Raw genomic sequence first — 24,201 nt, forward strand, 5'->3', positions numbered from 1 at the left:
TCTCCTCATACACTTTCCAATCAGTGAAAGTGCAATCAATCATTATTCTTTAGGGGCCGTTAACGCCGACCAAAGTTTTGGGAAGTGTCGTCCAAGCCAAAGCATGACACTTAAACGTTTAGGAAACGCGTATTCGTATGGACGTCGCTCTATGGCACGTTCAATGCGAGCGGCCGCTTGCTCTGCTGGCATCAAAAACGGCATTGGAAAGGTGTTTTTTTGCGTTAATGGGGTATCGACGAAGCCGGGTAAAATGCAAGTTACGTCGATATTTTCTTTTTTCAAATCGATACGCAACGACGATAAAAAATAGCGAATAGCCGCTTTGCTGGCACCATAGGCCTGAGTTTTAGTAAACGCCGCTTGCACCGCTTGGGAACTGACCCCCACAATATGCGGATTCGCTGCTTTACGTAATAATGGCAAGCAGGTTTCAACACAATGCACCAAACCCAAATAGTTCACTGACATAATGCGCTGCATCATGTCCCAGTCTGGCGAATCAATTTCAAAATATTCGCAGGTGCCCGCGTTAAGAATGACACAATCTAAATGATCAGTATGAGATAACAATGTCTCACGAACAGACTCGATCTGTGTGTTATCAGACACATCAAACGGAATAAAAGTTAACTCGTCATTTTGTTCAAGTAAGGGCGCCAGTTCCCCTTTATGGCGAGCGCTGACAATCACCCGATAGCCATTATAGAGATAGCGCTTTGCCAGCGATAAACCGATACCGGAACTCGCCCCGGTAATCCAAACCACACCTTTGCTACTCATCCTATCCTCCTTATTATCCGAGTTAACGTTTAGGATGGCATCGCTAAGCGTTTTTTAAGTCCTTTTACCGCACGCCCCAATAAAGGAATGTGCTCGTACAACATAGAGCCTAGGTCATAAACGTCTTCATGGTAATAAATCCGATCATGAAACTCGATCTGACTCATACCTCGTACCGTGAGCGTCTGATTACCAAGTTTAGGATGCTTAAAGTGCATATTCCATTTTATATAGGCCTTATTTTCACTAGCCTGTTGATCTAGATACTCAAAACGGCCACTTTGAACACTCAAACATAAATCAGACATGTAGGCATGCAACTTCTCGATACCACGAACCTCTTGTACCGGATCTTTAAAAATCACATCATTGGCGTATAGCTCACCGATATCCGCCAAAGGAACCTGTTTAATATCCAAATAAAATGCTTTAAATCGATTCATTAATGCCTGTTGAGATTCCATTGGAGCATCCGCCCTTATCTGTTAATCGGTCCACAGTGGGTCGAATCACTATGGTGTTATCTATATAACGTAGCGCATAAAAAGCTGGATCACTTTTTAGCTAAAACAACAAAAAGAAAAAAGCATCAACAATGTGATCCCTTTTTAAAACGAGCGCGTACAATGGTAATAAGCGCGATGCTTGTTTAAGCAACGGCATCAACCTCAACTTCAATAGACTGGGAGTAATGAATGGACACCGTCAAGCAGATTGACTCTGATGACCACATGGTTCAAGACATGCTCGCCATTTCGCAAAACCGCGACCAAGAGGCGCTGAATCGGCTGTTCGATCACTATGTTCCTAAAATCAGGGCATTTTGTTTAGCCGCTCAGCCCGGTGCTAACCTGATGGCTGATGACATAGCGCAGGAAGTGATGATTCGGGTTTGGCGAAAAGCACATACCTATAAACCAGAAACGGCGTCACTCAATACATGGATTTTCACCTTGGCACGTAATGCTCGTATCGACTATTTGCGCAAAAACAGTCGCCATCAATCGAATATTGACCCGGAATATCTGTGGCGCGATGTAATAGATGAGAATGCAGATCCGTTCAAAGACGCCCAGCAAAAACGCGATCAAGAACGTATCCAGATTGGGCTAGCAAAATTGCCACAGGATCAACAACAGGTACTCGCTAAAGTGTATTTAGAAGGTAAAACGCACAAAGAAGCAGCGGAAGAACTTTCTCTGCCTCTAGGCACCATTAAGTCTCGTGTACGCTTAGCGCTTCACAAACTGACGATTTATATTAAGAGGTAGTTATGACGATTCACTACCACCCAAGCATTGAAATGCTGACGGATTATGCTGCGGGCTCATTGAGTCTGACTCACTCTATGTCCATTGCAACACATATCGAGCAATGCCAAGAGTGCCAACAACAAATACGCAAGCTCACCACGCTTGGCGGGCAACTATTTACTCAGACGACCACAGAAGACGCCAATATCGTCGATCTGAAAGCGTCATTTTTTGACAAATTGCGTGAACAAGACCGTTCTGAGAGCATGAGTTCGACAGTAAAAGAGCAAGGGCGTCGAGATCAGTCAACAGACCACATGACGAGCGAAGAGACACTCCTCTCATGGGAACAAGACTACCAAGTCCCGAAAAGCCTTCGCCAGTTTGTTCCCTTTGGCTATGACAAACTCAAGTGGATGCCGTTATCCCCTTCGGTCAAAATCGCCACCTTGTGTCAAGAAGAGGGTGGCGCACAGGTCGCGTTAACTCGAATCAAAGCGGGTGCCAGTATTCCAACCCATACTCACACTGGTGATGAAATCACGCTGGTGTTGGAAGGGGCCTTTTCTGATAAAAGTGGCATTTACCGTCAGGGAGATTTTATTACCCGAGATGCGAGCCACAAGCACAAGCCCATGGTCACCAAAGACGCCGAATGCATTTGCCTCACGGTGCTGGATGCGCCCATTGAGTTCACTGGCTGGCTGACACGCTTATTCAACCCTATTATGCGACGCTATCATCCCCATTCAAACCACTGAGGAGGGCAAAACTAAAAGCCGTAAAATAGCGACACGTTTTCCGACGTTAGGCCATAGCAAGATTTCATTTTTAAAATATGGTATACTCTTTGCTCAACTCATATAAGGATTAGCACTATGGCGACGAAAAAGAAGCAACCCGCTGCATCGGAAACCTCGGAATCCATTGAAAAGCAAATGCAAGAATTTCTTGCTCGTGGTGGACAAATTAACAAAATTGACTCCGGTGTCAGTGGTCAATCCCAGCTAACGGGCCCTCGCCATATTTCCCTTGGTAACAGCAAAGCGAAAAGCCAATAAGCTTTTCGTTTTTCTTTGTTTTACCAACGTTTATTTATGGTTCTCTCCATGTTATTTCCCCCTAGAATCGGCTACTCTTCGTTGCTAGGTACGACTGTCTTTTCATCTACAGTCCGTTGAAATCCCCCCTTCTGTGTCGATGGATAAAGGAGTCTCAATAGTGAACACCTCTGAGTATAATTTTATGCGCCCACTATGGCGCCGTATCGCAGCAACCCTAGTGGCTCTGGGCTGGGCATACATGGAATGGTCTAGCGGCAACTCATTTTGGGGCGTAATCGCATTAGGCTTTATGGGCTACTGTCTATGGAACTATTTCTACCGTTTCAAGCCTGATACAACACCAGAGTAATAGTTTTATCTTTAGCTGCAACACCACTCATCTGAGCTCAGTCATACATTCATCCCTTCTCGCCTCTGTCTTTATGAGATCTTAAAAAAGACGCTAGGATCAGTCGATTACTTTGTCATATTACTGTCACCTGATTAATCTATGCTCAATAGTATTCTCCAAAAATCCTGTTTGAACGGAGCAACACTGTGATAGAAGTCGAGCAATTGATTGCCAATAAATCGCCACAATTTTTTGATAAAAGCCCACTAATTACTCGCCCTACTTTGAGCTTTTTAAAACGCTTATTCCACGAGAGTGAAGTGAATCAGTTTTTAGAAAAAAATAAAGACTCCGTCGGTTTTGAGTTTATTGATCGCGTCTTGGATCACTTCAATTTTAGCTATCAAGTCAGCCAAGTAGATCGCCGTAATATTCCTGCTATTGGTCGTGTCATGATCATCGCCAATCACCCTCTTGGCGCCTTAGATGGTCTGGCTTTATTGCGCTTGATTGGGGAAATACGCCCTGATGTCAAAATCGTCGCCAATGACTTATTGATGAGTCTAGATGGTTTAAAAAGTTTAGTGTTACCAGTGGATAATATGGGTGGTAAAACAGGACGCCAGCAACTAAAAGCCATCATGAACAGCCTACATAACGACGAAGCCGTGATCATTTTTCCGGCTGGTGAAGTCTCTCGTATCTCACCCAGCGGCGTAAAAGACCAGCGCTGGAATGAAAGCTACTTAAAACTTGCGAAAAAGAGCAATAGCCCGATTTTACCCGTACACATTGGTGGTCGTAATTCCATGATGTTTTACACCAGCTCTATTCTGTATCGTCCTCTGTCTACGATTCAATTACCAAATGAAATGTTTCGTCAGCGCAATCGTAAGATTCCAATGCAAGTAGGTCAGGCAATACCAGTTCAAGAATTATCCAAGCTGCCGCTGAGCGATAAAGAGAAGAATAAACTGGTCAAACGCCATTTATACCGTATTGCCAAAGGTAAAAAACCCTTATTAAAAACAGAAAAGACAGTTGAGCACCCACAAAATCGCCAGCTAATTAAAACCGAATTGAAACAAGCGGAGCATCTGGGCTCAACCAAGGACAATAAACAAATCTTCTTAGTGGATTACGACCCGATGTCCGTCACCATGAAAGAAATCGGCCGCTTACGTGAGATCGCGTTTCGCAAGGTCGGAGAAGGCACCGGTGAACGTTCAGATTTAGATAAATATGATCAATACTATCGCCACCTTGTTTTATGGGATGAAGAAGCTCTCGAAATTGTTGGGGCTTATCGCATTGGCGAAGTCGCTCGCTACATGAAAGAAGACAATCAAAACCGAATTTACAGTGCTGAACTCTTCTCTTACTCCTGTGATATGGAAGCCTATTTTGAGCAAGGTATTGAACTAGGTAGAAGCTTTGTACAGCCCAAATACTGGGGCATGCGCAGTCTGGATTACTTATGGTATGGCATTGGTGCTTACTTGAAACGCCATCCTGAAATTCGTTACATGTTTGGCCCAGTGAGCTTAAGTAATAGCTACCCCCAAATAGCGAAAGACTTGATCGTCAGTTTTTATAAAAAATATTTTCCTGACGCAGAGTACCTAGCCCGCTCTTTTAACCCCTACCAAGTGTCCCAAGAGCACCAAGACATCATCTCGGGACTATTGAAAGGCGAGCGCTACGAAGAAGATTTTCGCACACTAAAAGAGCAATTGGGCCATTTAGGCGCCAGCGTTCCGACTTTATTCAAGCAATATTCAGAACTGTGTGAACCCGGTGGCGTTCGCTTCTTAGACTTTGGCGTCGACGTCGACTTCGGCTATTGCATTGATGGGTTGGTGTTAGTCGATCTTACCAAAGTCAAAGAGACCAAACGTAACCGCTACTTGGGCGATTAAGGACAATTGCTTAATGCCTTAGCATCAATGATGACCATGCTTGTGGTGATGTTGATCATGACCATATTTATTATCATGATGATGACGTTTGGCCGCAATCTTATAGGTGATTTTGATCAGCAACATTAAGACTAATACAATGAGGACAATGGCTTCAGGGCTCATGATATGACTCCTCTTACACTAATTGTTTTTTTACTTCTCACATAGTAAGTGTAGTCGAAAAAACGCCCTATATTGTTTATTTTTTGAACTACCATGCACTAAGTCATGGCAAAAACGTTATTTGTTTATAGACTATAAAAGATCTTTGACGAGGTCGCGCGTAAAGGTCTCCTAGGGATGTGGTGCATAATAGTGAGGCCTAAAGCATGATTCTCACTTCTTTATTTCTTAACTTGGCAGTGAATACTATCTGGCGCAGGTCTTGCTAGATTTTGTTCGATACCTTAGCTGTCACTTCAAAAATGGACACAGGAGCTGGAAATGATTGAAAAAACCTATTTAAAGACAAAACCAGAATGTAAAGTAAAATTTGCACTTCCCGCTGACAAAGTAGGCGGAGCAAAGTCCGTCTCAGTGGTCGGTGATTTTAATAACTGGGATAGCAAGGCCAACCCAATGCGCAAACAAAAGTCAGGGCTATTTGCTTCTACCCTAAACTTACAAGTGAATAATGCTTATCAGTTTCGCTATGTCATCGACGATGAAAAATGGCTTAACGATGACATGGCTGACGATTATGTTCCCAGCCCTGTCAGTCTTGATCACAACTGCGTGCTCAGCCTATAAGGCGACAAAATGTATGTTTTTTTTATGCCTTTCTTGTTAACGATACTAAGAGAGGCATAAAGTACTATCCTACTGTTTAAAAAAATGTTTTTTCATTTTTTTTGGACTTTCTTGCGCCTTTTTCTCTATTCCCTCCCTCTCTTCATTAACACCCCCTCACAAAGACGGGCTGCAATTTATAGCTAAAATGTGTACAATTGCTTTTTATTAAACGCGCGTTTAATAAAAAATAACGTGCGATTCTTTTTATAGAAAACAAAGTACCTGTGAGACTAAAGAACAAGGTGTTTATCCTCCAGTACGAGAAAACACTATTAATTTTTTTGAGACCTTTTTCGAGGTAGCCAACGCATCCGTTAGAAAGTCGTCTCTACGATAAACCAAACTACAAGAGAGGTTTACCATGGCACATCAGCAGCAATACATTCACGGTCGCTATTATGCATCCACCAGTGGAGAGCACTTCGATACCCTGAACCCTGCAACGGGTGAAGTGATCGCCACCATAGAGCATGCAGGCCAAGCAGAGCTTGATGCCGCCATTGCATCAGCAAAAGAAGGCCAGAAAGTATGGGCAGCGATGAGCCCTGTTGAACGCGGCCGTATTTTGAAAAGAGCCGCTGAACTACTACGTGAGCACAACGAAGAGCTGGCTCGTTTAGAAGTGCTAGACACGGGTAAACCACTTCAAGAAGCCATTTGTGTTGATATCGAAACCGGAGCGGATGTCATTGAGTATTACGCCGGACTAACCGATAAAATCCAAGGCGAATACCAAGACTTAGGAAACGGTAGCTTCTACTACACACGTAAAGAGCCATTGGGCATCTGTGCGGGAATAGGCGCTTGGAACTACCCTATTCAAATTGCCTGTTGGAAATCTGGCCCAGCCTTGGCGGCGGGCAATGCAATGATCTTTAAACCATCAGAAGAAACCCCATTAACCGCCCTGAAACTGGCCGAAATCTATACGAAAGCAGGTTTGCCCGATGGTGTATTCAATGTCCTCCAAGGGGATGCTCGTACTGGTCAGCTGATCACCAATCATCCTGAGATCGACAAGGTTTCCTTTACGGGGGAAGTCGGCACAGGTAAAAAAGTCATGTCAGCGTCAGCCCAGTCTCTAAAAGACGTGACCATGGAATTAGGCGGAAAGTCGCCGATGATCATCTTCCCAGACATGCCGATCGACCAAGCCGTTTCAGCCGCCATGTTGGCAAATTTTTATACACAAGGTGAAGTCTGCACCAACGGTACTCGAGTGTTTGTCCATGCAGACATACTAGACGCGTTCACCCAAGAGCTGAAAGCCCGAACTGAAGCCATGATCATTGGCAACCCAATGGACATGGAAACCCAAGTGGGCGCGTTGATCTCTAAAGATCACATGAAGAAAGTTCTTGGTTATATCGATGCGGCAAAAGAAGCCGGAGCCACCCTGCTGTGCGGCGGCTACCAAGTCACGGAAAATGGTCTAGAAAACGGAGCATTTGTTGCACCAACCGTCTTCACGGATTGTACCGACGACATGCCACAAGTGCGTGACGAAATTTTTGGCCCTGTGATGTCCGTGCTGAGCTTCACCGATGAAGACGAGGTCATCGCCCGTGCCAATGACACCGAATATGGCTTAGCCGCTGGCGTTTTCACCAAAGATATTGCTCGTGCCCATCGTGTGATTGCACAGATGCAAGCTGGTATCTGCTGGATTAACTCATGGGGTGCCTCTCCTGCAGAAATGCCGGTTGGCGGCTATAAGAGTTCTGGGGTAGGACGTGAAAACGGTATTCAAACTCTATACCACTATACCCAAACCAAGAGTGTCTTTGTGGATTTGAACGACATCCCCAACCCATACTAACCTGGAGGAAAAATGGCAAACGAAATGTATGACTACATCATCGTCGGCGCAGGCTCCGCAGGCTGTGTGCTGGCGGATCGCTTAACCGAAAGCGGCGACAACAAGGTTCTGCTATTGGAAATGGGCGGCTCTGATAAGAGCGTCTTCATCCAAATGCCAACCGCCTTATCGTACCCGATGAATACAGAAAAATACGCTTGGCAATTCCACACAGAAAAAGAACCCGGCCTGGACAACCGTGAGATGCATTGTCCTCGCGGTAAAGTCTTAGGTGGCTCCTCGTCCATTAATGGCATGGTCTATGTTCGAGGTCACGCTTGCGATTTTGACCAATGGGAAGAAAACGGTGCCAAAGGCTGGAATTACCAAGCCTGTCTGCCCTATTTTAAAAAAGCCGAAACTTGGTCCGGTGGAGCGGATTTATACCGTGGTGGCAATGGGCCATTGCATACCAACAACGGCAATGACATGACCTATAATCCGCTTTACCAAGCCTTTATCGAGGCTGGTGCCGAAGCAGGTTATGGCAAAACAGACGATTACAATGGTCAACGCCAAGAAGGCTTTGGCCCCATGCACATGACGGTCAAAAACGGTGTGCGTGCTTCCACCTCAAATGTCTATCTGCGGCGCGCTCTACAACGCCCCAATCTCACGCTAAAAACAGGTGTGTTGAGCCACAAAGTCATCTTTGAAGGCAAACAAGCAGTTGGTATCGAGTACAGTAAAGACGGCAACACTCAACAGGTTCGCGCCAATAAAGAAGTCATCTTGTCAGCGGGTTCCGTTGGTTCTCCGCAATTGTTGCAGCTGTCTGGAGTGGGTCCAAAAGACGTGCTTGAAAAAGCGGGCGTACCATTGGTTCATGAGCTGCCTGGCGTCGGTGAAAACTTGCAAGACCACTTGGAAGTTTATTTCCAGTACTACTGCAAAAAACCGGTAACGCTAAACAGTAAGCTGGGCTTGATCAGCAAAGGGTTGATTGGTACTCGATGGATGCTATTTAAAACTGGGCTTGGGGCGACCAACCACTTTGAATCTTGCGGCTTTATTCGCTCTCGTGCTGGTCTTAAATGGCCAAACATTCAATACCACTTTTTACCAGCGGCCATGCGTTATGACGGCCAAGCAGCGGTAGAGGGCCATGGTTTCCAGGTTCATGTTGGCCCTAATAAACCTGAAAGTCGTGGCAAAGTATGGATTGAGTCTGCTGACCCTGCGGCCAAACCTCGCATCTTGTTCAACTACATCACTACCGAGCAGGACAAACAAGATTGGCGCGATACCATCCGTCTGACCCGTGAAATTCTGCAACAATCTGCCTTGGATGAATATCGTGGCGATGAAATTCAGCCAGGCATACATATTCAGAGCGATGCAGATATCGACCAATGGGTGAAAGAGAACGTGGAAAGCGCCTACCATCCCTCTTGTACCTGCAAAATGGGCGACGCGAATGACCCTATGGCGGTACTGGACGAAGCTTGTCGAGTGCGTGGCTTAGAGAACCTACGTGTGGTGGATTCCTCTATTTTCCCAACCATCACTAACGGTAACCTAAACGCTCCGACGATTATGGTCGCGGAAAAAGCCGCGGATATGATTCTGGGCAGAGAGGCCTTACCCAGTTTGGATGCACCCGTTTGGATTCATCCAGAGTTTGAAAGCAAACAGCGCTAGCGCTTTATTTGTCTAGAGAAAAAGAGGGAAGGTCACGTATGTGCACCTTCCCTCTTTTTGATAGCAAAGACTTACCTGTTAAGATTTAAGCTTAAAGCGCATCACCAAATCATTCAGCTCCGTCGATAACTGAGCAATTTGCTCACTGGACTTAGATATTTCAAGAACCGCTTGTTCATTCTGTGCCGACGCCTCGTTGACGACTTCAAGGTTTTGGCTGATGTCATTTGCTACTTGACTTTGCTGCTGGGAACTACTGGCCACTTGAATGGTCATGTTATCCACTTGATCCACATAGAACACGGCCTGTTGCAGTGTCTCTACGGTTTGCGTTGCTTGCCTTGAAACCACCTCCGCTTGCTCAACATTGTTGTTAAGTACCGTTTGAGACTCACGAGCCCCTTGCTGTAAAGCAGTAATAATAGTAGCGATATGCTCAGTTTGCTCTTGGGTATTTTGAGCCAACGTACGCACTTCATCTGCCACAACCGCAAAACCTCGACCAGATTCCCCTGCTCTGGCGGCTTCGATCGCTGCATTCAGCGCCAGTAAATTTGTCTGATCTGAAATGCCTTGAATACTGGTGATCACAGCGGAGATATCATCCGTACGAAGATTTAACTCATCCATACTTTTTTGTGACACGCGCAACCCTGCCGCCACGTCACTCATTTGTTTGGATGCTTGCTGCACCGCTTCCACACTGTCATTGACATACTGCTTTGCTTGGTGAGTGTTTTGCGCCGCTTCTTGGATTGTGCTATCGACTTGGGTAACGGAAACGGACATTTCACTCATTGCCGTCGCCACTTGTGCCATATTTGAATGTTGGCTTTGGATATTCGCACTGGCTTGCTCAGAAATGGCAGCCAGTTCTTGCGAGGTGGCGGCTTGAGTATCTACCCCATTACGAATCCCCCATACCAACTGATGAAGGTTATGGGACATAGTCCGCATGGCACCATATACACTCTGTGCTTTCACCTTTTCTTGAAACTCTAGTGTTAAGTCCCCATCCGCAATACGTTCAGCAATTCTCTGCATTTCCTTGGGCTCTGCCCCCAGTGGATCTAACACCATTCGCACCATTTTAATGGCAATCAATACCACTACAATAATGAGCGCCCCAATCACCAGAAACACCACTGTCATCAGCTTATTCACATTCGCTAATGCTTCGGCTTTATCCATTTCCGCAATCAAAACCCATTTCAGTCCGTCCATCGTCAAAGGGGTAAAGGCAGATAACACCAAACCACCTGTATAGTCTTTTATCATGGCTATCGCTGTTTCACCCTGTAAGCCACGCTTTACAGCATCCGTCTCCACCAAGCCTTTGTCACCATTTTTAAATGACGCCTCAATGGAGTGATTAATAGGGTCTAAAAAGGAGTCCGAGCGCATACGCCCATCACTGCCCACCAAATAGGTTTCACCCGTTTCCCCCAAACCGGATCGCTGTTTCATTAAGGCATTTAGTTGATCAATCGGAAACTGAGCCACCAACACGCCCAAACGTTGACCATTATCGCCAATAATAGGCGTCGCAATAAATCCTGCGGGGGCATCATAGGAAGGCAAATATAAGGTGAAATCACTAAAGATTCGTGTCCCTTGCGGCGCCTTTAAGGCGGCATTAAATGCAGCGGCTAAACCGCTCGTTTTATATGGTCCTTTGGTTAACGAGGTCGCAAAATCCACTTCCTTATAAACCGTGTAAACAATATCCCCTTGTGGATTGATTAAAAACAAATCATAAAAGCCGAACAGCTTTTGTACATAGGAGTAATAAGGGTGTATTTGAGCATGCAGCTTATCATAGGGAAAATTCGTATCCGGCATGGACATAGCATCTTTTTTCCCCACTGCATTCGGGTTGTTCACAATATAACTGTATTGCATTAATACACTGTTATCAGATAGTTGACTCAAAATAGACGACATGGTCGGGATAGCTGTTTTATTGGAAGCATTTTTCTCAAGGGGGGGTAGGAGATTCTGTTGATAGAAGGCTAAAAGCGCCTGACGAGCCTCGGCAGCAGTAGGTAAACGCCCTGCAGCGGCGGCTTGAAAAGACTCAAACGCCTGACTCAGGCTCGTCATGTATTGATGAGTTTCTGGACTACGAGCCAAAGCAGATACTTCATTTTCTAGCCCATTCAAGTATTCCTGTACGGCTTCTTTTTTCGTATCACGTACAGTAGATAATTGGTTATAGGCCATATTGAGCATGGAGGAAGACGAAATATAAAATGCAATACCAGTCACGATTAACGCAGGAATCAGTCCTACCAACATCAAAATAATAAGAACTTGTTTTTTAAATGTCATATTCGACATCCTTGTTATTGTAAACTGAAATAACCTCTACCGACCTAATCAAACAAAAACAAAGGCCAATTCATCACGCATACAGTTTTAACTTAGACCATTTTTTCGTTTTATAAAGCTAAAATATAATCTTGAATAGCTCTCGCTACGATTATTAAGCGGACTTATACCTACCTTCCTTAACCGAGTGAAACATATTGTTGCATGGTCGGCTTTGACCCACTGCTTAGTCATCACCTACACTGCTAGTATTTGTATGAAAGTGATTTAGTATGAGAAATCCGTTAATAGGCCCGATACTCAGCATATTGCGAGACCATCCCCAAGGGGTTGGCGAGTTTTATATTCTGAAAAACCTTAGAGAGCAGGTACCGGAATTACATCACTTAGCTGACGACCCCAATCTACAGTTGTTCCGTCAACACTTTTTGATCATGAATGCCTTATACCAACTACAAACGAATTTATGGCAAGAAGAGTCATTGACACTGTCGATCAACGCCATGCACATTCGCCTAATGGCAAATCATGATAGGTCCATCTCCTCAAGCCAAGATGTGAGTGATAGCGTCGATGCCAAGCTTGCCGCTTATTACCTTGATTGGAGTGAGTACGAAAAAACCAGTGAAGACGATGTTATGCGCCTTTTGGATAGCTTTTATAATGGTATTAATAACCTAGATAACAAAGCTGCGGCACTAGAAATACTGCATATTGACAATAAAAACCCGACGAAAGAAGAAATCAAAAGACAATATCGAAAGCTAGCCCATCAAGCTCACCCAGATCGTGGTGGCGATACGGAACAGTTTATTTCGTTAAGGCAGGCCTACGAGTGTCTTATCTACTGACAGATATTATGTGAGACCTTTTCATGATGTCACGAGCGACGCCAAAACACGGCAAAAACAGACGAGAAAGCGGAGTTTATCGCGATAAATGAGCATTTTGAGTCTGTTTTTAACAAAGTATTGGCAAGCGCAGTAGTCGTGTAAAAGTCTCTATGTACTGACAAAGTAGCGTTAACTCTCTCTAGCATTCAAAGAGTGTGAGATAAAAGTGTAAACCCTATTGTTTAGATGACTAACAAGCATCAAGATGACCGCTTACTGGTAGCGATCTAAGGAAGCTACGTTTTACTCAAAAATCATAAGATATTGGTTATGCTGTCAATTTTTCCATTATATTTTTCGCTTTACTCAGACGCTGTAAAAACAGTATGCAAAACCCTCGGCATATTTTCCGTCATTACGCTAGCTGGCTGTAGCCAACTTGAAATCGATCAATCCAATGCCTTTGATAATAATGGCCGCGATAAAAATGGCTTAAAACGCGATACGCTCTATTTAAAAGAAAGCTTACCACCTGGCTTACCCTATCCCGATGCCATTTTTGAGAAGGGGCTCAAACAGCAAGAAACCTACTTAGCCCGATTACCTAAAAAGACCGACTATCACTTAGATAACACCACAGTGAGTGTGGATCAGCTGAAAACTGTCACTCAAGAAATCCAACACTGGCTCACCAACCCAAAATACTTTCCCAAACTAGAAGCCTTACAGCTGGCAGGGCAGGATCAACGAGGTAATGTCCAGATAACAGGCTATTATGTGCCCATTATTGAGGTACGCCGCAAGCCAGACAGTCTGTATCGTTACCCCTTATATCGTAAACCACCCAAGACCGATGCCAATGGCCAATTACCCACTCGCGAGCAAATTGATTTTGAAGGGGCTTTAAAAGGTCAGGGTCTAGAAATTGCTTACAGCAAAAGTTTAGTGGATAACTTTTTCCTGCAAGTTCAAGGCTCTGGTGTGGTGGAATTTAAAAATGGCAAACGAGAACTGCTCTCTTGGGGTGGCGTCAATGGGCGCGCCTATCGAAGCCTTGGCAAGGAATTAATCGAGCGCGGAGAAATTGATAAAGCCAAGATCTCCGCACAAAGTATTCGCCAGTGGCTAAAAGCTCACCCTGATCAGGTCCGCGAACTGCTCTCTACCAATGAGAGCTACTTGTTTTTTTCTGAAGGACAACCCGATCCAATTGGTGCTGCCAATGTTCCGTTAACACCGCTTTATTCTGTTGCCGTTGATCCAGCCGTGATTCCACTGGGTTCGATTCTATTGGGAGAGCTGCCTAAATTGGATAAGAAAGGCAACCTCATCGGCCACGAATATCATTTACTGTTAGCGCAAGACAAAGGCGGGGCCATCAAGGGCCCAGGTCATATCGATTGGTATCAAGGTATCGGCAAAGAAGCCCAAATTCACGCAGGGCAACTCAAGCACTTTGGCAAAATATGGCTGTTACTGCCAAGACAGAAAGAAATAATCGAAAAAGCAGCGACAGACACACCCGTTACAAGCCAAGTCGCCACCAACAGCAATACATCCAATCAAGCTACGCCAGTAGTGAAAAAATAGTGCGTAAAAGGGGCGATATCATAGGCCCCTTAGCACTCACATCCGTACACCCCCTTATTTACGAAAAAAGGTTTGCCTCAACGGTTGAAGGGCAGCCCCTAATGTTGCGGAATCGCCTTTTAATTCACTAACGATCATCTGGGGCCAAACAGAAATATCTTGTGATGAGGTCATCCCACACCGCTCCAAAGAGTCCAATAACATATGGGCAAGCGACTTGGGAATTTCTCCACCCAATACAATTGCATCAGGGTCAATCACACCACGTAACGCATTGATAGCACGTAAAAAATACGGCGTGGTTTGTTCAACCCACTCAGCAACCCCAGGCCATGTGGGATCAAACTGCGTCTTCAGTTTCGCCACTGATGGCACATCAATCCCCTGCCGAGCCAGCGCTTTTATCAACATAGACAATGCTGGGCGCTGCGGGGCCTCTTCCGTTGTAAAAATACGGCCAATCTCCCCAGCATTCCCATAGGCGCCAAAAAATGGCTCACCATCAATCACAATACCGCCACCAAAACCAAAGTTAAACGATAAATAGCCAAAGGTCTGATAGGTCAACCCCGCACCGTGAAATGCCTCTCCAATCGCACCAGTCGTCGCATTATTGATCAAAATAACGGGCCACCCCAATAGTGCTTCCAGCTCTGCTTGAAGATCCACCCCAGACCAATCAAACAGTGGATCAGGTGGACGAATGTGCCCTTTTTCTTTGATAAAATACCCCGTCATGGCAAAACCAACCCCAACAATACGACTCTCAATAGAAGGGTTCTGTTGACACCACCGCTCAAGCAAGGCTTTTAACCAGGCTTGTGTCTCAAGACGCTTAACTGGAGCAAAAGGAATGTTTTCCTCCAACAGGGTTTCGCCACAGAAATTCACCAAACTCACCGACATATCATCGGTGTTGAGCGACACACCGATACTAAAAAATGCCTCAGGGTTAAGGCTCACGTGTGGGCTTGGCTGGCCCCGTCCCTGAATAATAGGCTCACCAAGCTGTAAAAACTCAAGCTTAACTAAATGATCAATGATGCGGTGAACCGATTGTTGCGTAAGATTGGTTTGTCCTGCTATGGCAGAGCGTGCAAGGCCTTTCGAGCGACGCACTATGTCTAAAATCATGCGTTCGTTGGCTGATACTGTCTGTTCTTTTTCTATTTCATTCATCTAATAGCGTTTTTCCCTTAGTCATTGTCCTTTTCATAATTTACCGACTTAGTATCGAGAAAACAAATACTAAACTTAGTTTGTAATAATATTGCCACATTAGTACTCTATAAGTGTATTAATAAGGCTTGGTTGAAAATCAACCTGAGCTAAACCAACAAGAAACAATACGAGAATGTCATGACTAGCGTACTAATTGACTCAGTGAACGTCAGGTTTGGTGACTTTGAGGCCCTTCGCAACATTTCTTTAAACATTGATAGCGGTACATTTGTCACCTTGCTTGGACCATCGGGCTGTGGCAAAACCACCTTGCTCAAAACCATTGCAGGCTTTACCCCGTTGTCTTCAGGAAAAATGCTCATCGGGGGCAAAGAAACCCATAACCTGCCACCGGAGAAAAGAGACACAGCCATGTGTTTTCAATCTTACGCCCTCTTTCCCCACCTCTCTGTTGCCAATAATCTACTCTTTGGACCCAAACAAAAAAAGCTTTCAAAGCAAGACCAAGCCACACGACTACAAGACATTGCCTCACAGGTCTCGCTCACCTCTCAACTGGATAAATTCCCTCCGGAATTGTCTGGAGGTCAACAGCAGCGGGTTGCCTTAGGGCGGGCGCTCGCCATTCAGCCTGGCATCATGCTATTCGACGAACCGTTATCAAACCTTGATGCAAAATTACGAGATTCAGTGCGTTTTGAGATCCGCCAATTACAAAAACAACAAGGTTTTACTGCGATCTATGTCACCCATGACCAAGCCGAAGCGTTGGCCATGTCGGACATTGTTGTCGTCATGAACAAGGGTGCCATTGAGCAAATAGGCTCACCAAACGACATTTATCATCGTCCGATTAATCGCTTTGTGGCCGACTTTGTTGGTGCCGCGAACATTCTTCCAGCCCAAGTACTAGAACAACATGGCAACCTTTACCGGGTACAAACAGCACTTGGCCAGTTACAGGTTCAATCGGATCAAGCCCCTATTGCCAAACAAACGTATATCTTCTGGCGACCAGAGGATATGTGCTTTGACGGTGCAAACACCAGTCCTAATGGGCAAGACAATATTTTTGAGTCACGCATTATTGCCAAAACGTTTCTCGGCAATATTACCGAGTGCCTCCTTGACCCACTTCCCCACTCTCACGATGATGCCAACACCGCCCTAACCTGTGATAAAAAACCCAGTATTAGAATTCAAAACCTGGGTTTTCAACGTGCCGAGGAAGGTGAGCAAGTTATTATTAGAGTTCCTTCGTCGAACATTCGATTTCTGGCGGAGGCATTTTAAACATGAATAAGCAAACCTTACTGGCTTATTGTCTGCTACTGCCAGGGCTTGGGCTCATCATCGTTTTTATCTTTGTCATTATTTCGATGGCTCTGGCCCAATCAGTTGGTTATTTTAATTTTTCTGGTAGCAGTAAATTTACCTGGCAGTTCTGGCAACAAATATTGGCAGACAATCAGCTCTCACGGGCTTTTTTCTATTCCTTAAAAATCGCCACCATCAGCGCCATCCTATCCGTCAGTTTTGCTTATCCATTGGCCCTATGGCTTCGCGATCCTTTTCGGGGGGCGCAATTCGTCAGCAGCTTACTCAAGGCCCCGTTACTGGTACATGGGCTTGTAGCAGCCTTTCTGTATGTGAACTTCATTTCTTTCAATGGCTTCTTAAATCAAATATTCGTACACCTAGGCTTGGTTTCCCGCCCTATACGGATGCAAAACGATTCCTATGGTATAGGGGTCATTATTCTACAAGTCTGGAAACAAATGCCCTTCGCTCTATTACTGTTAACTGGGGCAGTGCAATCCATCGGCCATGACATAACCGATGCGGCAAAAGATCTAGGGGCTGGCGCTTGGACTCGTTTTGTCAAAATCATTTTACCGCTCACTCTGAAAGCGTTACAGGCGGCTCTTATTATCATTTTTATTGGGGCTGCGGGCGATTATTCCTTTCAGGTTGTCGCAGGCCCTATCAGCGTCAGTTCACTTTCCCAGCTCATGCTGAGAATACAAGCTAACGATGCAAACGGCTGGAACCTCTCTGCAACGGTTGCCATTCTCCTTATGTTAACAGCATTAATTGGCTCAGCCTTACTGGCACTCATCACCCAACAAGTCATCAAATGGGGAGCGAAACGATGAATAAGCCTTGTACGAACCGCCTTATCATCCTCTTAGTGATAGGCTTTTGTTGCATCAGCCTCGTGCTCCCTTTTTCTCTAGCCATGCTCTGGTCCTTGGTAGACCCAGGCCATCCTTGGTCTTATCCACATATTTTACCACCCGTTTTATCCTTGCAGCGTTGGGTAGACATTTGGACCACAACGTCATTGCCTCAAGCCTTGCTACACAGTTACCTACTAGCCCCTTGTGTCGCTTTATGCTCGGTATTACTGGCGCTTCCCACCGCTTATGCTTTTGGACGTTTAGAATTTCCCGGCAAACAGGCCGCTCAATTAATCTCCCTGTTGCCACTGATTGTGCCCAGTTTTGTTGTGGCACTATTCTTCTCTTCTCTATTAAACGTCTTAGGTATTTACTCTCGCTTTCTGGGCATATTAATAGGTCAAACCGTATTATTTATTCCCTATGCAATTCGTATCCTCAGCGTGTCGTTTTCATTAATTCGTCAAGAGATTATTGATGCCACCAGAGACCTAGGGGGTGGCCCCATCACGGTTTTCAAAACCGCCTATTTACCCGTTCTCAAACCCGGTTTATTAGCCAGCATCATCATGATTTTTATTCTCAGCATTGAAGAGTTTGCCATTGCGTTTGTGGTGGGATCACCCGATTTTGTCACCGTACCGACCATTTTGTATTCCTACCTAGGTTATAACTTTATTCGCTCAAACGCTGCGGTCGTCTCACTTATTCTCGTGGTACCCAATATCTTTTTGATGTTGCTAATGGAGCGTTTCCTAAAAGCAAGAAACACAGCGGTCATCACTGGCAAGGGATGATGTTGTATCAGTTACTTTATTCACTCACTCAAGAGGGCTTTATTATGAAATCGTTACTTTTGTCTTTGACTGTCGCGACATTAACCTTTGCTACCACAGCACAGGCCAGCGATGATTTGTCTAACATGACGTGGCCACAGATTGTTGCTCAAGCCAAAAAAGAAGGAACCGTCGTTTGGTATAACTGGTTTTATCAAGACCGTTTTCGAGGGGAAGTAAAAGACTTTGAAAACCACTACGGCATCAAGGTTATCATTCCTGACGGCAGTCACGATGCCAATATGAACAAGTTTCTCGCCCAATCATCCCGTCCAACAGGCGACATTGACGTGCTCTCTCTAGGAGGCAGTGATCTTGCCAAGTTCAAGCCAGAGAAAATGCTCATTGGCCCCTTATCTAACCTACTGCCACAAAGCAATACACTAAAATATAAAATGGAAGGCGTTGACTCAAAAGGTTATGCCGTCTCCTATTGGGGAAACCAAACTGGCATCGCTTATAACCCAAGTCTAATAAGTCAAAAAGACCTGCCTCAAACCCTGTCTGATTTTTCTGCTTATTTTGCCAAACATCCTGGCATGTTTGGCTTCAACTATGAAAAAGGCGGTTCAGGCCCCGCCTTTTTCCAATCTACTGTCCGCAATGTGGTGCCTGATATTGATTATCAAACGGCACAACCCACAGCCACTACCATGGCAAAACTGACACCTGCTTGGAAATGGTTTAACCAGCGCAGAGGTCAATACATTATCACCGCCTCTAACTCAGACAGTATGACACGTTTAAATGGCGGCGAGTTCGCCATGGTCGCAAGCTGGGAAGACCTCACCGCCTCTTTACAAAAAGAGGGAGATATTTCCAAAGCCATAAAATTCTACATCCCTAAAATGACCATGCCAGGAGGCGGTAATGTTGTGATGATTCCAAAGAATGCGCCACACCCAGCAGCCGCCTTACTATTTATTCACTGGTTAACCAGCGCGAAAACACAAGTAACCTTCAATAAAGACTTCGGCTCTGTACCACAAAACACCGGGTCCAACAGCCACTATGCCTTAGTCAATAAGGCAGAACGTAAAAACAGCAGCCTCTGGCCTGATAAGCCATTATCGGATGCCATAAATAAAGCGTTTATCAATCACGTTATTTTCCATTAGAGACCTTTGCACGATGTCACGAGCAACGCCAAGACGCGGCAAGCGCAGTAGTCGTGCAAAGATCTCATTAATTTATTTTTATGTTGCTCATGATCGTCCATGAGCGACATTCATTACTCTCGATAGGAACCATTATGACAACCCATTCTGAGCTGTTTACTATTTCACGTACCAACCCAAAAATCATGACCATCGCCCATCGGGGCGCTTGGAAAAACGCCCCTGAAAACTCATTATTGGCCGTAGAGCATGCCATCATGGCAGGTGCTGATATGGTCGAGATTGACACGCAAAAGTGTTTAACAGGTGAGTTTGTGGTCATTCATGATGACACCTTGGACAGGACCACAAATGGTAAAGGGCTCGTGTCTGAGACCACACTTGAGCAGATACAAACACTGCACCTTCGCCAAGGTGCTGGCGGTGAAGGCAGTGAAGTAACGACTCAGCCCCTGCCACTATTGTCTGACTTACTGGCCTATGCAAAAGGCAAAATTCTGGTCAACATTGATGCCAAGCACCCAGAAGACTTACCGGATATTATTATCGAAGTTGAACGTCTTAATATGCAAGACATCGCCGTCGTTAAATCACCGTATGATCCCGAGCAGACAGAATGGGCAACACTGACGGATACCGTCAAACACATGCCCATGATGCATGCCCGACGGGGACATTTCCTCGATGATTTACAAACACTCGCCCCAAAACGCCCTATTATGATTGAATTGTCTTTTGATGATTTGAATGAATTACAACAAGCTAAACCCTTATTAGAAAGTATGGACTGTCGTATTTGGATCAACACCTTAGACCCCGTCCATCCTCTCGATATGATGGATTCAACCGCGCTCATTAATCCTGAAAAAGTATGGGGAACGCTCATTGATGCAGGCGTGGGAGCCATTCAAACCGATCTTCCTGAATATCTGGCACAATGGCTTAAACAACGTGATGTTTTCGGAGAATAAAACGTCAAAATGAGACAAGACCATCTGTGATAGATGGCTTGTCTGCCCGCTTTTATACCTGCTAGCCTTTTGCTTAGCGCCATCGGCTTCTCTTTTAAAGATAAAGAGCGGGAGCCATCAGTAGTCACTCAACTTATAAGATACTGGCAGTGTAATCGTTAATGATGACTTGTTCATATCTGGTGAAAACTTAGGCAGAGGGCTTGCCCGTTTTAGCATATCTAACACAGCATCGTCTAAACGACGATAACCTGAGCTCTTAATGATATTCGTATTCGTCACCTGACCATCGGCATGAACAACAAAGGAAACCGTTACCACGCCTTCCTCATGACGACGCCTCGCCGCTCGTGGATAGCGCTTATGCTGAGCCAAAACCGCTGCTAATTTGCTGTAATAGGAGGTTATCGCACCTTTATGCCCTCCCGAAGAAGCGGCATTACCCACGCCTGTTGTGGCTTTTTGACTAGCTTGCGATCTAGCGCCTGAATTTTTCAAATTTTGTGATGTCGACTGTTGCGATATCGGCTTTGAGGCAGTGGTCGATGCCGCTTGTTCTAACGTTTTTTTAGGTTCAGCCTTTTTAGGTTTTAGTTTGGGTATTACTTTCTTTGGCTCAACCTTTTTAACCACTTCTTTTTTGGGCTCTTTTTTAGGTATTTTTTTAGGCTCTTTTTTGGGGACGACAATAGGTGACTTTTGCTTCTCTTTCACCACAGGTTTCGGTTTGATAACAGGCTTTTCTTTCACCACTTTTTTTGGTGTAGGTTTAGGTTCTGGCTTGGGCTCTGTCTTAGGTAATGGGGCTTTTTCAGGCTTAGGAATCGGTTTTTTTTCAACGACAGGTTTGGGCTTTTTTTCTACCTTTTCTTGTTTAGGTTCTGGCTTAACCACCTCTTTTTGCGTCTTTTCTACTTTCGCAACCTGCTTTTTATCTTTGTTATCTGAGTCACTCTGCACACTGTTGGTTTTAGAGGCTCCCATGTCCCCCATCATACCAAGATCGAACTCAATACCTTGCTGACCTGGCGCTTTACTACCTTCGGAAGGCTGATAAAAAAAACCATAAAAAGCCGCCGCATGAAGAGAAACCGCTATCCCTCCAGCCACTAACCAATGACGTTTGGAAATCATCATGACCCTTTTGCTAATTGTGTTGCTAAACTGACTTTTGTTAACCCAGATAAACGAATCTGGCTAAACACAGGGCGTAATGCATCAACAGGGATAGAGCCATCCGCTTTGATTTGTACCCAGAATGTCTCCTTATTAGATGATTGTGCGAACTTCTTCTCTAAATACGGTTTAATCGCATCGATCTTTACCAAGTTGTCATCCAAATAAATACGCTTATCCGTACCAACAACGATCAACACGTTCGGATCCGATTTGGGACGATTCTCATTAATGGAAGTCGGAGGAACAATGGGGATCGGATCAGCTTTACGAATTTGCCCCGCCACCATAAAAAATACCAGCATCAAGAAAACGACATTGATCAAAGGCACCAAACTGTCGTCATCAGACTTGTTTTTTAACGCAAACGTTTGATCTATTTTCATGGCGTAGCCTGACCCGAAAAGGCATTGGCAATGGATACGGTTTTCGCCCCATTGACTTTCAAGCGATCAGCCAAGTTCATTAAACTTTGCAAGCTCACCTCATTGTCGGCCTTAATCGCGAACACGCCCTTTTTATGCTCTTTAATCATCGAGCTTAACCAAGCTGTGTCCGCTAAAGAATGAGCAACACCATTCAGCCAAACTCGCCCATCATTTTGCTTGAGCGTCAGTACCAAAAAGTCATCTTTATCTGGCTTGGCGGTATCATGAGCAGGCACAGAAAGCGGCGTATCCACACTACGCCATGGCACAAAGCTAGACGTCAACATGAAAAACAGTAATAAAATGAACACCACATCAATGAGTGGCGTTAGACTAATCGCCTGCTTACGCTTTGGCTGACTCAGGTTAAGCGGCATGCAAAACCTCTTTGGCGGCTTTCGCAACCAAACGCTCCGCTTCCTTACTGGTGAATACCTGCGTTACGGCATCATTGATATTATGGGCAATACGCTCGATTTTACGTTCAAGCCAACTATGTAAACTCACCACAGGGATCGCTACCGCCAAGCCAACCGCCGTCGTCAACAGGGCCTGCCAGATACCGCCAGACAACACCGAGGGATCAACTTGGTTACCCGCTCCTTGCATTTGCTGGAAGGCCGTAATCATCCCCAGAACCGTTCCGAGCAACCCCAATAAAGGACTCAAACTGGCGATAATCTCTAAAGGACGAAGGTAGGAACGTAGCTGATTTAATTGATTCATCGCCAAGCGCTCGACTTCTTCTCGAATCAAGTTCACATCCATATTGCCCGCCCGTAAGGAGCGCATGGAGAAACCTACCAACGAGTCGATTGGGCGTTTTTCATCAAGCAATTCAAGAGCTTGCTCGCCCTCTTTTTTACGCCAAGCAGCCAACGCTTGATCTACCGTTTTTCGGCTTTCCGCTCGTAATGACGACAGCTGCCATAATTTCAACAGCACAATGGTCAAAGCGATAACGGAAAACCCGATTAGAATCCAAACAACAGGCCCGCCGACCTGCAAAAAATCGATTACTTTCTGCTGTACTGAACTTTCCACGACTGGCTCCGGAGTGATAACAAAACATAACAAATGATATTCATTATCAATATCGTTTTCAATGTTTAATTCTGTAAATACTGAGACCACTCATGGTCGCCATGGGTTTTAGATAAGGTCTTTTTGATAGAAGAAGGTTATCATCAGGGTAAGCCAAATAAACAAGAAGTATTTGTGGTGAACCTAGTTCATAGAAAGTAAATAGCTTACTGAGCGAAGAGGAACCGATAAGCCACATAGAAGAGTAAACAGGCCATCACACGGTTGACCCAAGCCATCACTTTCGGGTTCATTGCCACTCTTTTAAGACGCGCCCCCGCCAACAAATACACACTCGGCGCGCCACAAGCCATAATGGAAAGGCCTAATGACCAAAGTGCTATCTGTCCCCCTTCAATGTGCGCTCGCGGGAACTGTACAGTAACAATGGGCACGATGGCGACCAGCGATTTGGGGTTACAAAGCTGCAATACCAATCCCGTTTTAAAACTCACCGACGTCTCTTGGGCTGTAGACGACTCTTTTTGGAAGCTCGCTTTAAGGATTTTTACACCAAGGTAGGCAATATACATTCCGCCTACAACAGCAATAACCGATTGATATTCTTTAGGAATAATCTCACTACCAAGATAGCCGATCAGTAAAAACAAGATCAACATGGCAAGCCCCACACCAACACAATACAGAAAAGCACGCCAGCCTTGACCATTAATTCCAGCAAAAAGCGCGAGCATATTGGCCGGACCAGGACTGTACATAACCCCAAAGGCGTAGATGATGATTGCGAGCATAGGAATCCCTCAAACAGACATTTGATAAAAATAACGAA

The 24,201-nt window shown here is 45.1% G+C and carries 25 protein-coding genes; 15 read left to right on the forward strand and 10 right to left on the reverse strand.

Features of this window, described 5'->3' with window-relative positions; translation table 11 throughout:
- Positions 1-42: 42 nt before the first annotated feature.
- Positions 43-783, reverse strand: coding sequence for an SDR family NAD(P)-dependent oxidoreductase (locus tag MSP8886_RS17435; RefSeq protein ID WP_067018820.1), 741 nt, complete (start codon positions 781-783; stop codon positions 43-45).
- Positions 784-812: 29 nt separating this feature from the next.
- Complete coding sequence (locus tag MSP8886_RS17440) at positions 813-1,247, reverse strand: nuclear transport factor 2 family protein (RefSeq protein WP_067018822.1); 435 nt, start codon at positions 1,245-1,247, stop codon at positions 813-815.
- A gap of 231 nt (positions 1,248-1,478) precedes the next feature.
- Here MSP8886_RS17440 and MSP8886_RS17445 point away from each other — a divergent pair, with 231 nt between their 5' ends.
- The 5 genes from MSP8886_RS17445 to olsF all read left to right on the forward strand — a co-directional run bounded on the left by MSP8886_RS17445 (position 1,479) and on the right by olsF (position 5,350).
- On the forward strand, positions 1,479-2,054 hold the full coding sequence (locus MSP8886_RS17445; RefSeq protein ID WP_067018824.1) for a sigma-70 family RNA polymerase sigma factor: 576 nt from the start codon (positions 1,479-1,481) through the stop codon (positions 2,052-2,054).
- A gap of 2 nt (positions 2,055-2,056) precedes the next feature.
- A complete protein-coding gene (locus MSP8886_RS17450; RefSeq protein WP_067018826.1) occupies positions 2,057-2,797 on the forward strand; it encodes a ChrR family anti-sigma-E factor in 741 nt (246 codons plus the stop codon).
- Positions 2,798-2,914: 117 nt separating this feature from the next.
- Positions 2,915-3,097, forward strand: coding sequence for a PFL_1563 family small protein (locus MSP8886_RS17455; RefSeq protein WP_067018828.1), 183 nt, complete (start codon positions 2,915-2,917; stop codon positions 3,095-3,097).
- A gap of 160 nt (positions 3,098-3,257) precedes the next feature.
- A complete protein-coding gene (locus MSP8886_RS17460) occupies positions 3,258-3,449 on the forward strand; it encodes a hypothetical protein (RefSeq protein ID WP_139063176.1) in 192 nt (63 codons plus the stop codon).
- A gap of 188 nt (positions 3,450-3,637) precedes the next feature.
- Positions 3,638-5,350, forward strand: coding sequence for a bifunctional ornithine lipid synthase OlsF (gene olsF, locus MSP8886_RS17465; protein WP_067018832.1), 1,713 nt, complete (start codon positions 3,638-3,640; stop codon positions 5,348-5,350).
- 24 nt (positions 5,351-5,374) lie between these two features.
- Here the strand turns inward: olsF and MSP8886_RS22370 are convergent, their stop codons facing one another.
- Positions 5,375-5,515 carry a hypothetical protein gene (locus MSP8886_RS22370; RefSeq protein ID WP_175365322.1) on the reverse strand — a complete coding sequence of 47 codons (141 nt, stop codon included), beginning with the start codon at positions 5,513-5,515 and terminating at the stop codon, positions 5,375-5,377.
- A 321-nt stretch (positions 5,516-5,836) separates the two neighbouring features.
- Here MSP8886_RS22370 and MSP8886_RS17470 point away from each other — a divergent pair, with 321 nt between their 5' ends.
- From MSP8886_RS17470 to betA, 3 genes are all read left to right on the forward strand, one after another.
- Entirely contained in the window at positions 5,837-6,142 is a 306-nt protein-coding gene (locus MSP8886_RS17470) for an isoamylase early set domain-containing protein (RefSeq protein WP_067018837.1), read from the forward strand.
- Positions 6,143-6,545: 403 nt separating this feature from the next.
- Entirely contained in the window at positions 6,546-8,003 is a 1,458-nt protein-coding gene (betB, locus tag MSP8886_RS17475; protein ID WP_067018839.1) for a betaine-aldehyde dehydrogenase, read from the forward strand.
- Between the two features lie 12 nt (positions 8,004-8,015).
- Positions 8,016-9,683, forward strand: coding sequence for a choline dehydrogenase (gene betA / locus MSP8886_RS17480; RefSeq protein WP_067018841.1), 1,668 nt, complete (start codon positions 8,016-8,018; stop codon positions 9,681-9,683).
- A 78-nt stretch (positions 9,684-9,761) separates the two neighbouring features.
- Here the strand turns inward: betA and MSP8886_RS17485 are convergent, their stop codons facing one another.
- Positions 9,762-12,014: a methyl-accepting chemotaxis protein gene (locus MSP8886_RS17485; RefSeq protein ID WP_067018843.1), complete on the reverse strand. Its 2,253-nt coding sequence runs from the start codon at positions 12,012-12,014 to the stop codon at positions 9,762-9,764.
- Between the two features lie 272 nt (positions 12,015-12,286).
- On the opposite strand from MSP8886_RS17485, the gene MSP8886_RS17490 reads away from it, so the two are divergent.
- Together MSP8886_RS17490 and mltA are read left to right on the forward strand one after the other, a co-directional pair.
- Positions 12,287-12,865: a DNA-J related domain-containing protein gene (locus MSP8886_RS17490; protein WP_067018844.1), complete on the forward strand. Its 579-nt coding sequence runs from the start codon at positions 12,287-12,289 to the stop codon at positions 12,863-12,865.
- A gap of 312 nt (positions 12,866-13,177) precedes the next feature.
- Complete coding sequence (gene mltA, locus MSP8886_RS17495; RefSeq protein ID WP_083201013.1) at positions 13,178-14,437, forward strand: murein transglycosylase A; 1,260 nt, start codon at positions 13,178-13,180, stop codon at positions 14,435-14,437.
- 54 nt (positions 14,438-14,491) lie between these two features.
- Here the strand turns inward: mltA and MSP8886_RS17500 are convergent, their stop codons facing one another.
- Positions 14,492-15,616 carry an ROK family transcriptional regulator gene (locus MSP8886_RS17500; protein WP_067018852.1) on the reverse strand — a complete coding sequence of 375 codons (1,125 nt, stop codon included), beginning with the start codon at positions 15,614-15,616 and terminating at the stop codon, positions 14,492-14,494.
- 180 nt (positions 15,617-15,796) lie between these two features.
- On the opposite strand from MSP8886_RS17500, the gene MSP8886_RS17505 reads away from it, so the two are divergent.
- The 5 genes from MSP8886_RS17505 (at position 15,797) to MSP8886_RS17525 (ending at position 20,724) form a co-directional block, all read left to right on the forward strand.
- Positions 15,797-16,912: an ABC transporter ATP-binding protein gene (locus MSP8886_RS17505; protein ID WP_067018861.1), complete on the forward strand. Its 1,116-nt coding sequence runs from the start codon at positions 15,797-15,799 to the stop codon at positions 16,910-16,912.
- Positions 16,913-16,914: 2 nt separating this feature from the next.
- Positions 16,915-17,775, forward strand: a complete 861-nt coding sequence (locus tag MSP8886_RS17510; RefSeq protein WP_067018863.1) for an ABC transporter permease — start codon at positions 16,915-16,917, stop codon at positions 17,773-17,775.
- Positions 17,772-18,596 carry an ABC transporter permease gene (locus MSP8886_RS17515; protein ID WP_217491361.1) on the forward strand — a complete coding sequence of 275 codons (825 nt, stop codon included), beginning with the start codon at positions 17,772-17,774 and terminating at the stop codon, positions 18,594-18,596. Before MSP8886_RS17510 ends, MSP8886_RS17515 begins: the two co-directional genes overlap by 4 nt.
- 44 nt (positions 18,597-18,640) lie before the next feature.
- Positions 18,641-19,753 carry an extracellular solute-binding protein gene (locus tag MSP8886_RS17520; RefSeq protein WP_067019010.1) on the forward strand — a complete coding sequence of 371 codons (1,113 nt, stop codon included), beginning with the start codon at positions 18,641-18,643 and terminating at the stop codon, positions 19,751-19,753.
- Between the two features lie 134 nt (positions 19,754-19,887).
- Positions 19,888-20,724: a glycerophosphodiester phosphodiesterase family protein gene (locus MSP8886_RS17525; protein WP_067018868.1), complete on the forward strand. Its 837-nt coding sequence runs from the start codon at positions 19,888-19,890 to the stop codon at positions 20,722-20,724.
- 117 nt (positions 20,725-20,841) lie between these two features.
- Here MSP8886_RS17525 and MSP8886_RS17530 read toward each other — a convergent pair whose 3' ends face one another.
- The 5 genes from MSP8886_RS17530 to MSP8886_RS17550 form a co-directional block, all read right to left on the reverse strand.
- A complete protein-coding gene (locus MSP8886_RS17530; RefSeq protein WP_245659132.1) occupies positions 20,842-21,861 on the reverse strand; it encodes an energy transducer TonB in 1,020 nt (339 codons plus the stop codon).
- The gene (locus MSP8886_RS17535; RefSeq protein ID WP_067018872.1) at positions 21,858-22,286 is read right to left on the reverse strand and encodes an ExbD/TolR family protein; all 429 of its coding nucleotides are present in this window, start codon (positions 22,284-22,286) and stop codon (positions 21,858-21,860) included. Before MSP8886_RS17535 ends, MSP8886_RS17530 begins: the two co-directional genes overlap by 4 nt.
- Positions 22,283-22,705 carry an ExbD/TolR family protein gene (locus MSP8886_RS17540; protein ID WP_067018873.1) on the reverse strand — a complete coding sequence of 141 codons (423 nt, stop codon included), beginning with the start codon at positions 22,703-22,705 and terminating at the stop codon, positions 22,283-22,285. The genes MSP8886_RS17535 and MSP8886_RS17540 overlap by 4 nt, the downstream gene beginning before the upstream one ends.
- Positions 22,695-23,462 (reverse strand): MotA/TolQ/ExbB proton channel family protein, encoded by a 768-nt coding sequence (locus tag MSP8886_RS17545; RefSeq protein WP_245659133.1) that lies wholly within the window; start codon positions 23,460-23,462, stop codon positions 22,695-22,697. The genes MSP8886_RS17540 and MSP8886_RS17545 overlap by 11 nt, the downstream gene beginning before the upstream one ends.
- Before the next feature lie 116 nt (positions 23,463-23,578).
- The gene (locus MSP8886_RS17550; protein WP_067018874.1) at positions 23,579-24,163 is read right to left on the reverse strand and encodes a LysE family translocator; all 585 of its coding nucleotides are present in this window, start codon (positions 24,161-24,163) and stop codon (positions 23,579-23,581) included.
- Positions 24,164-24,201: the final 38 nt, after the last annotated feature.

The sequence above is a fragment of the Marinomonas spartinae genome (assembly GCF_900089775.1).
Classification (GTDB): domain Bacteria; phylum Pseudomonadota; class Gammaproteobacteria; order Pseudomonadales; family Marinomonadaceae; genus Marinomonas; species Marinomonas spartinae.

Bases quoted from the DNA above. Each gene is read 5' to 3' on its own strand.
- MSP8886_RS17510 (WP_067018863.1), top strand. From the start codon at position 16,915: ATGAATAAGCAAACCTTACTGGCTTATTGTCTGCTACTGCCAGGGCTT.
- betA (WP_067018841.1), top strand. From the start codon at position 8,016: ATGGCAAACGAAATGTATGACTACATCATCGTCGGCGCAGGCTCCGCA.
- MSP8886_RS17500 (WP_067018852.1), bottom strand. From the start codon at position 15,616: ATGAATGAAATAGAAAAAGAACAGACAGTATCAGCCAACGAACGCATG.
- betB (WP_067018839.1), top strand. From the start codon at position 6,546: ATGGCACATCAGCAGCAATACATTCACGGTCGCTATTATGCATCCACC.
- MSP8886_RS17530 (WP_245659132.1), bottom strand. From the start codon at position 21,861: ATGATGATTTCCAAACGTCATTGGTTAGTGGCTGGAGGGATAGCGGTT.
- MSP8886_RS17485 (WP_067018843.1), bottom strand. From the start codon at position 12,014: ATGACATTTAAAAAACAAGTTCTTATTATTTTGATGTTGGTAGGACTG.
- MSP8886_RS17450 (WP_067018826.1), top strand. From the start codon at position 2,057: ATGACGATTCACTACCACCCAAGCATTGAAATGCTGACGGATTATGCT.
- MSP8886_RS17550 (WP_067018874.1), bottom strand. From the start codon at position 24,163: ATGCTCGCAATCATCATCTACGCCTTTGGGGTTATGTACAGTCCTGGT.
- MSP8886_RS17455 (WP_067018828.1), top strand. From the start codon at position 2,915: ATGGCGACGAAAAAGAAGCAACCCGCTGCATCGGAAACCTCGGAATCC.
- MSP8886_RS17435 (WP_067018820.1), bottom strand. From the start codon at position 783: ATGAGTAGCAAAGGTGTGGTTTGGATTACCGGGGCGAGTTCCGGTATC.
- MSP8886_RS22370 (WP_175365322.1), bottom strand. From the start codon at position 5,515: ATGAGCCCTGAAGCCATTGTCCTCATTGTATTAGTCTTAATGTTGCTG.
- MSP8886_RS17505 (WP_067018861.1), top strand. From the start codon at position 15,797: ATGACTAGCGTACTAATTGACTCAGTGAACGTCAGGTTTGGTGACTTT.
- MSP8886_RS17470 (WP_067018837.1), top strand. From the start codon at position 5,837: ATGATTGAAAAAACCTATTTAAAGACAAAACCAGAATGTAAAGTAAAA.
- mltA (WP_083201013.1), top strand. From the start codon at position 13,178: ATGCTGTCAATTTTTCCATTATATTTTTCGCTTTACTCAGACGCTGTA.
- MSP8886_RS17445 (WP_067018824.1), top strand. From the start codon at position 1,479: ATGGACACCGTCAAGCAGATTGACTCTGATGACCACATGGTTCAAGAC.
- MSP8886_RS17515 (WP_217491361.1), top strand. From the start codon at position 17,772: ATGAATAAGCCTTGTACGAACCGCCTTATCATCCTCTTAGTGATAGGC.
- MSP8886_RS17520 (WP_067019010.1), top strand. From the start codon at position 18,641: ATGAAATCGTTACTTTTGTCTTTGACTGTCGCGACATTAACCTTTGCT.
- MSP8886_RS17440 (WP_067018822.1), bottom strand. From the start codon at position 1,247: ATGGAATCTCAACAGGCATTAATGAATCGATTTAAAGCATTTTATTTG.
- MSP8886_RS17490 (WP_067018844.1), top strand. From the start codon at position 12,287: ATGAGAAATCCGTTAATAGGCCCGATACTCAGCATATTGCGAGACCAT.
- MSP8886_RS17540 (WP_067018873.1), bottom strand. From the start codon at position 22,705: ATGCCGCTTAACCTGAGTCAGCCAAAGCGTAAGCAGGCGATTAGTCTA.
- MSP8886_RS17525 (WP_067018868.1), top strand. From the start codon at position 19,888: ATGACAACCCATTCTGAGCTGTTTACTATTTCACGTACCAACCCAAAA.
- MSP8886_RS17535 (WP_067018872.1), bottom strand. From the start codon at position 22,286: ATGAAAATAGATCAAACGTTTGCGTTAAAAAACAAGTCTGATGACGAC.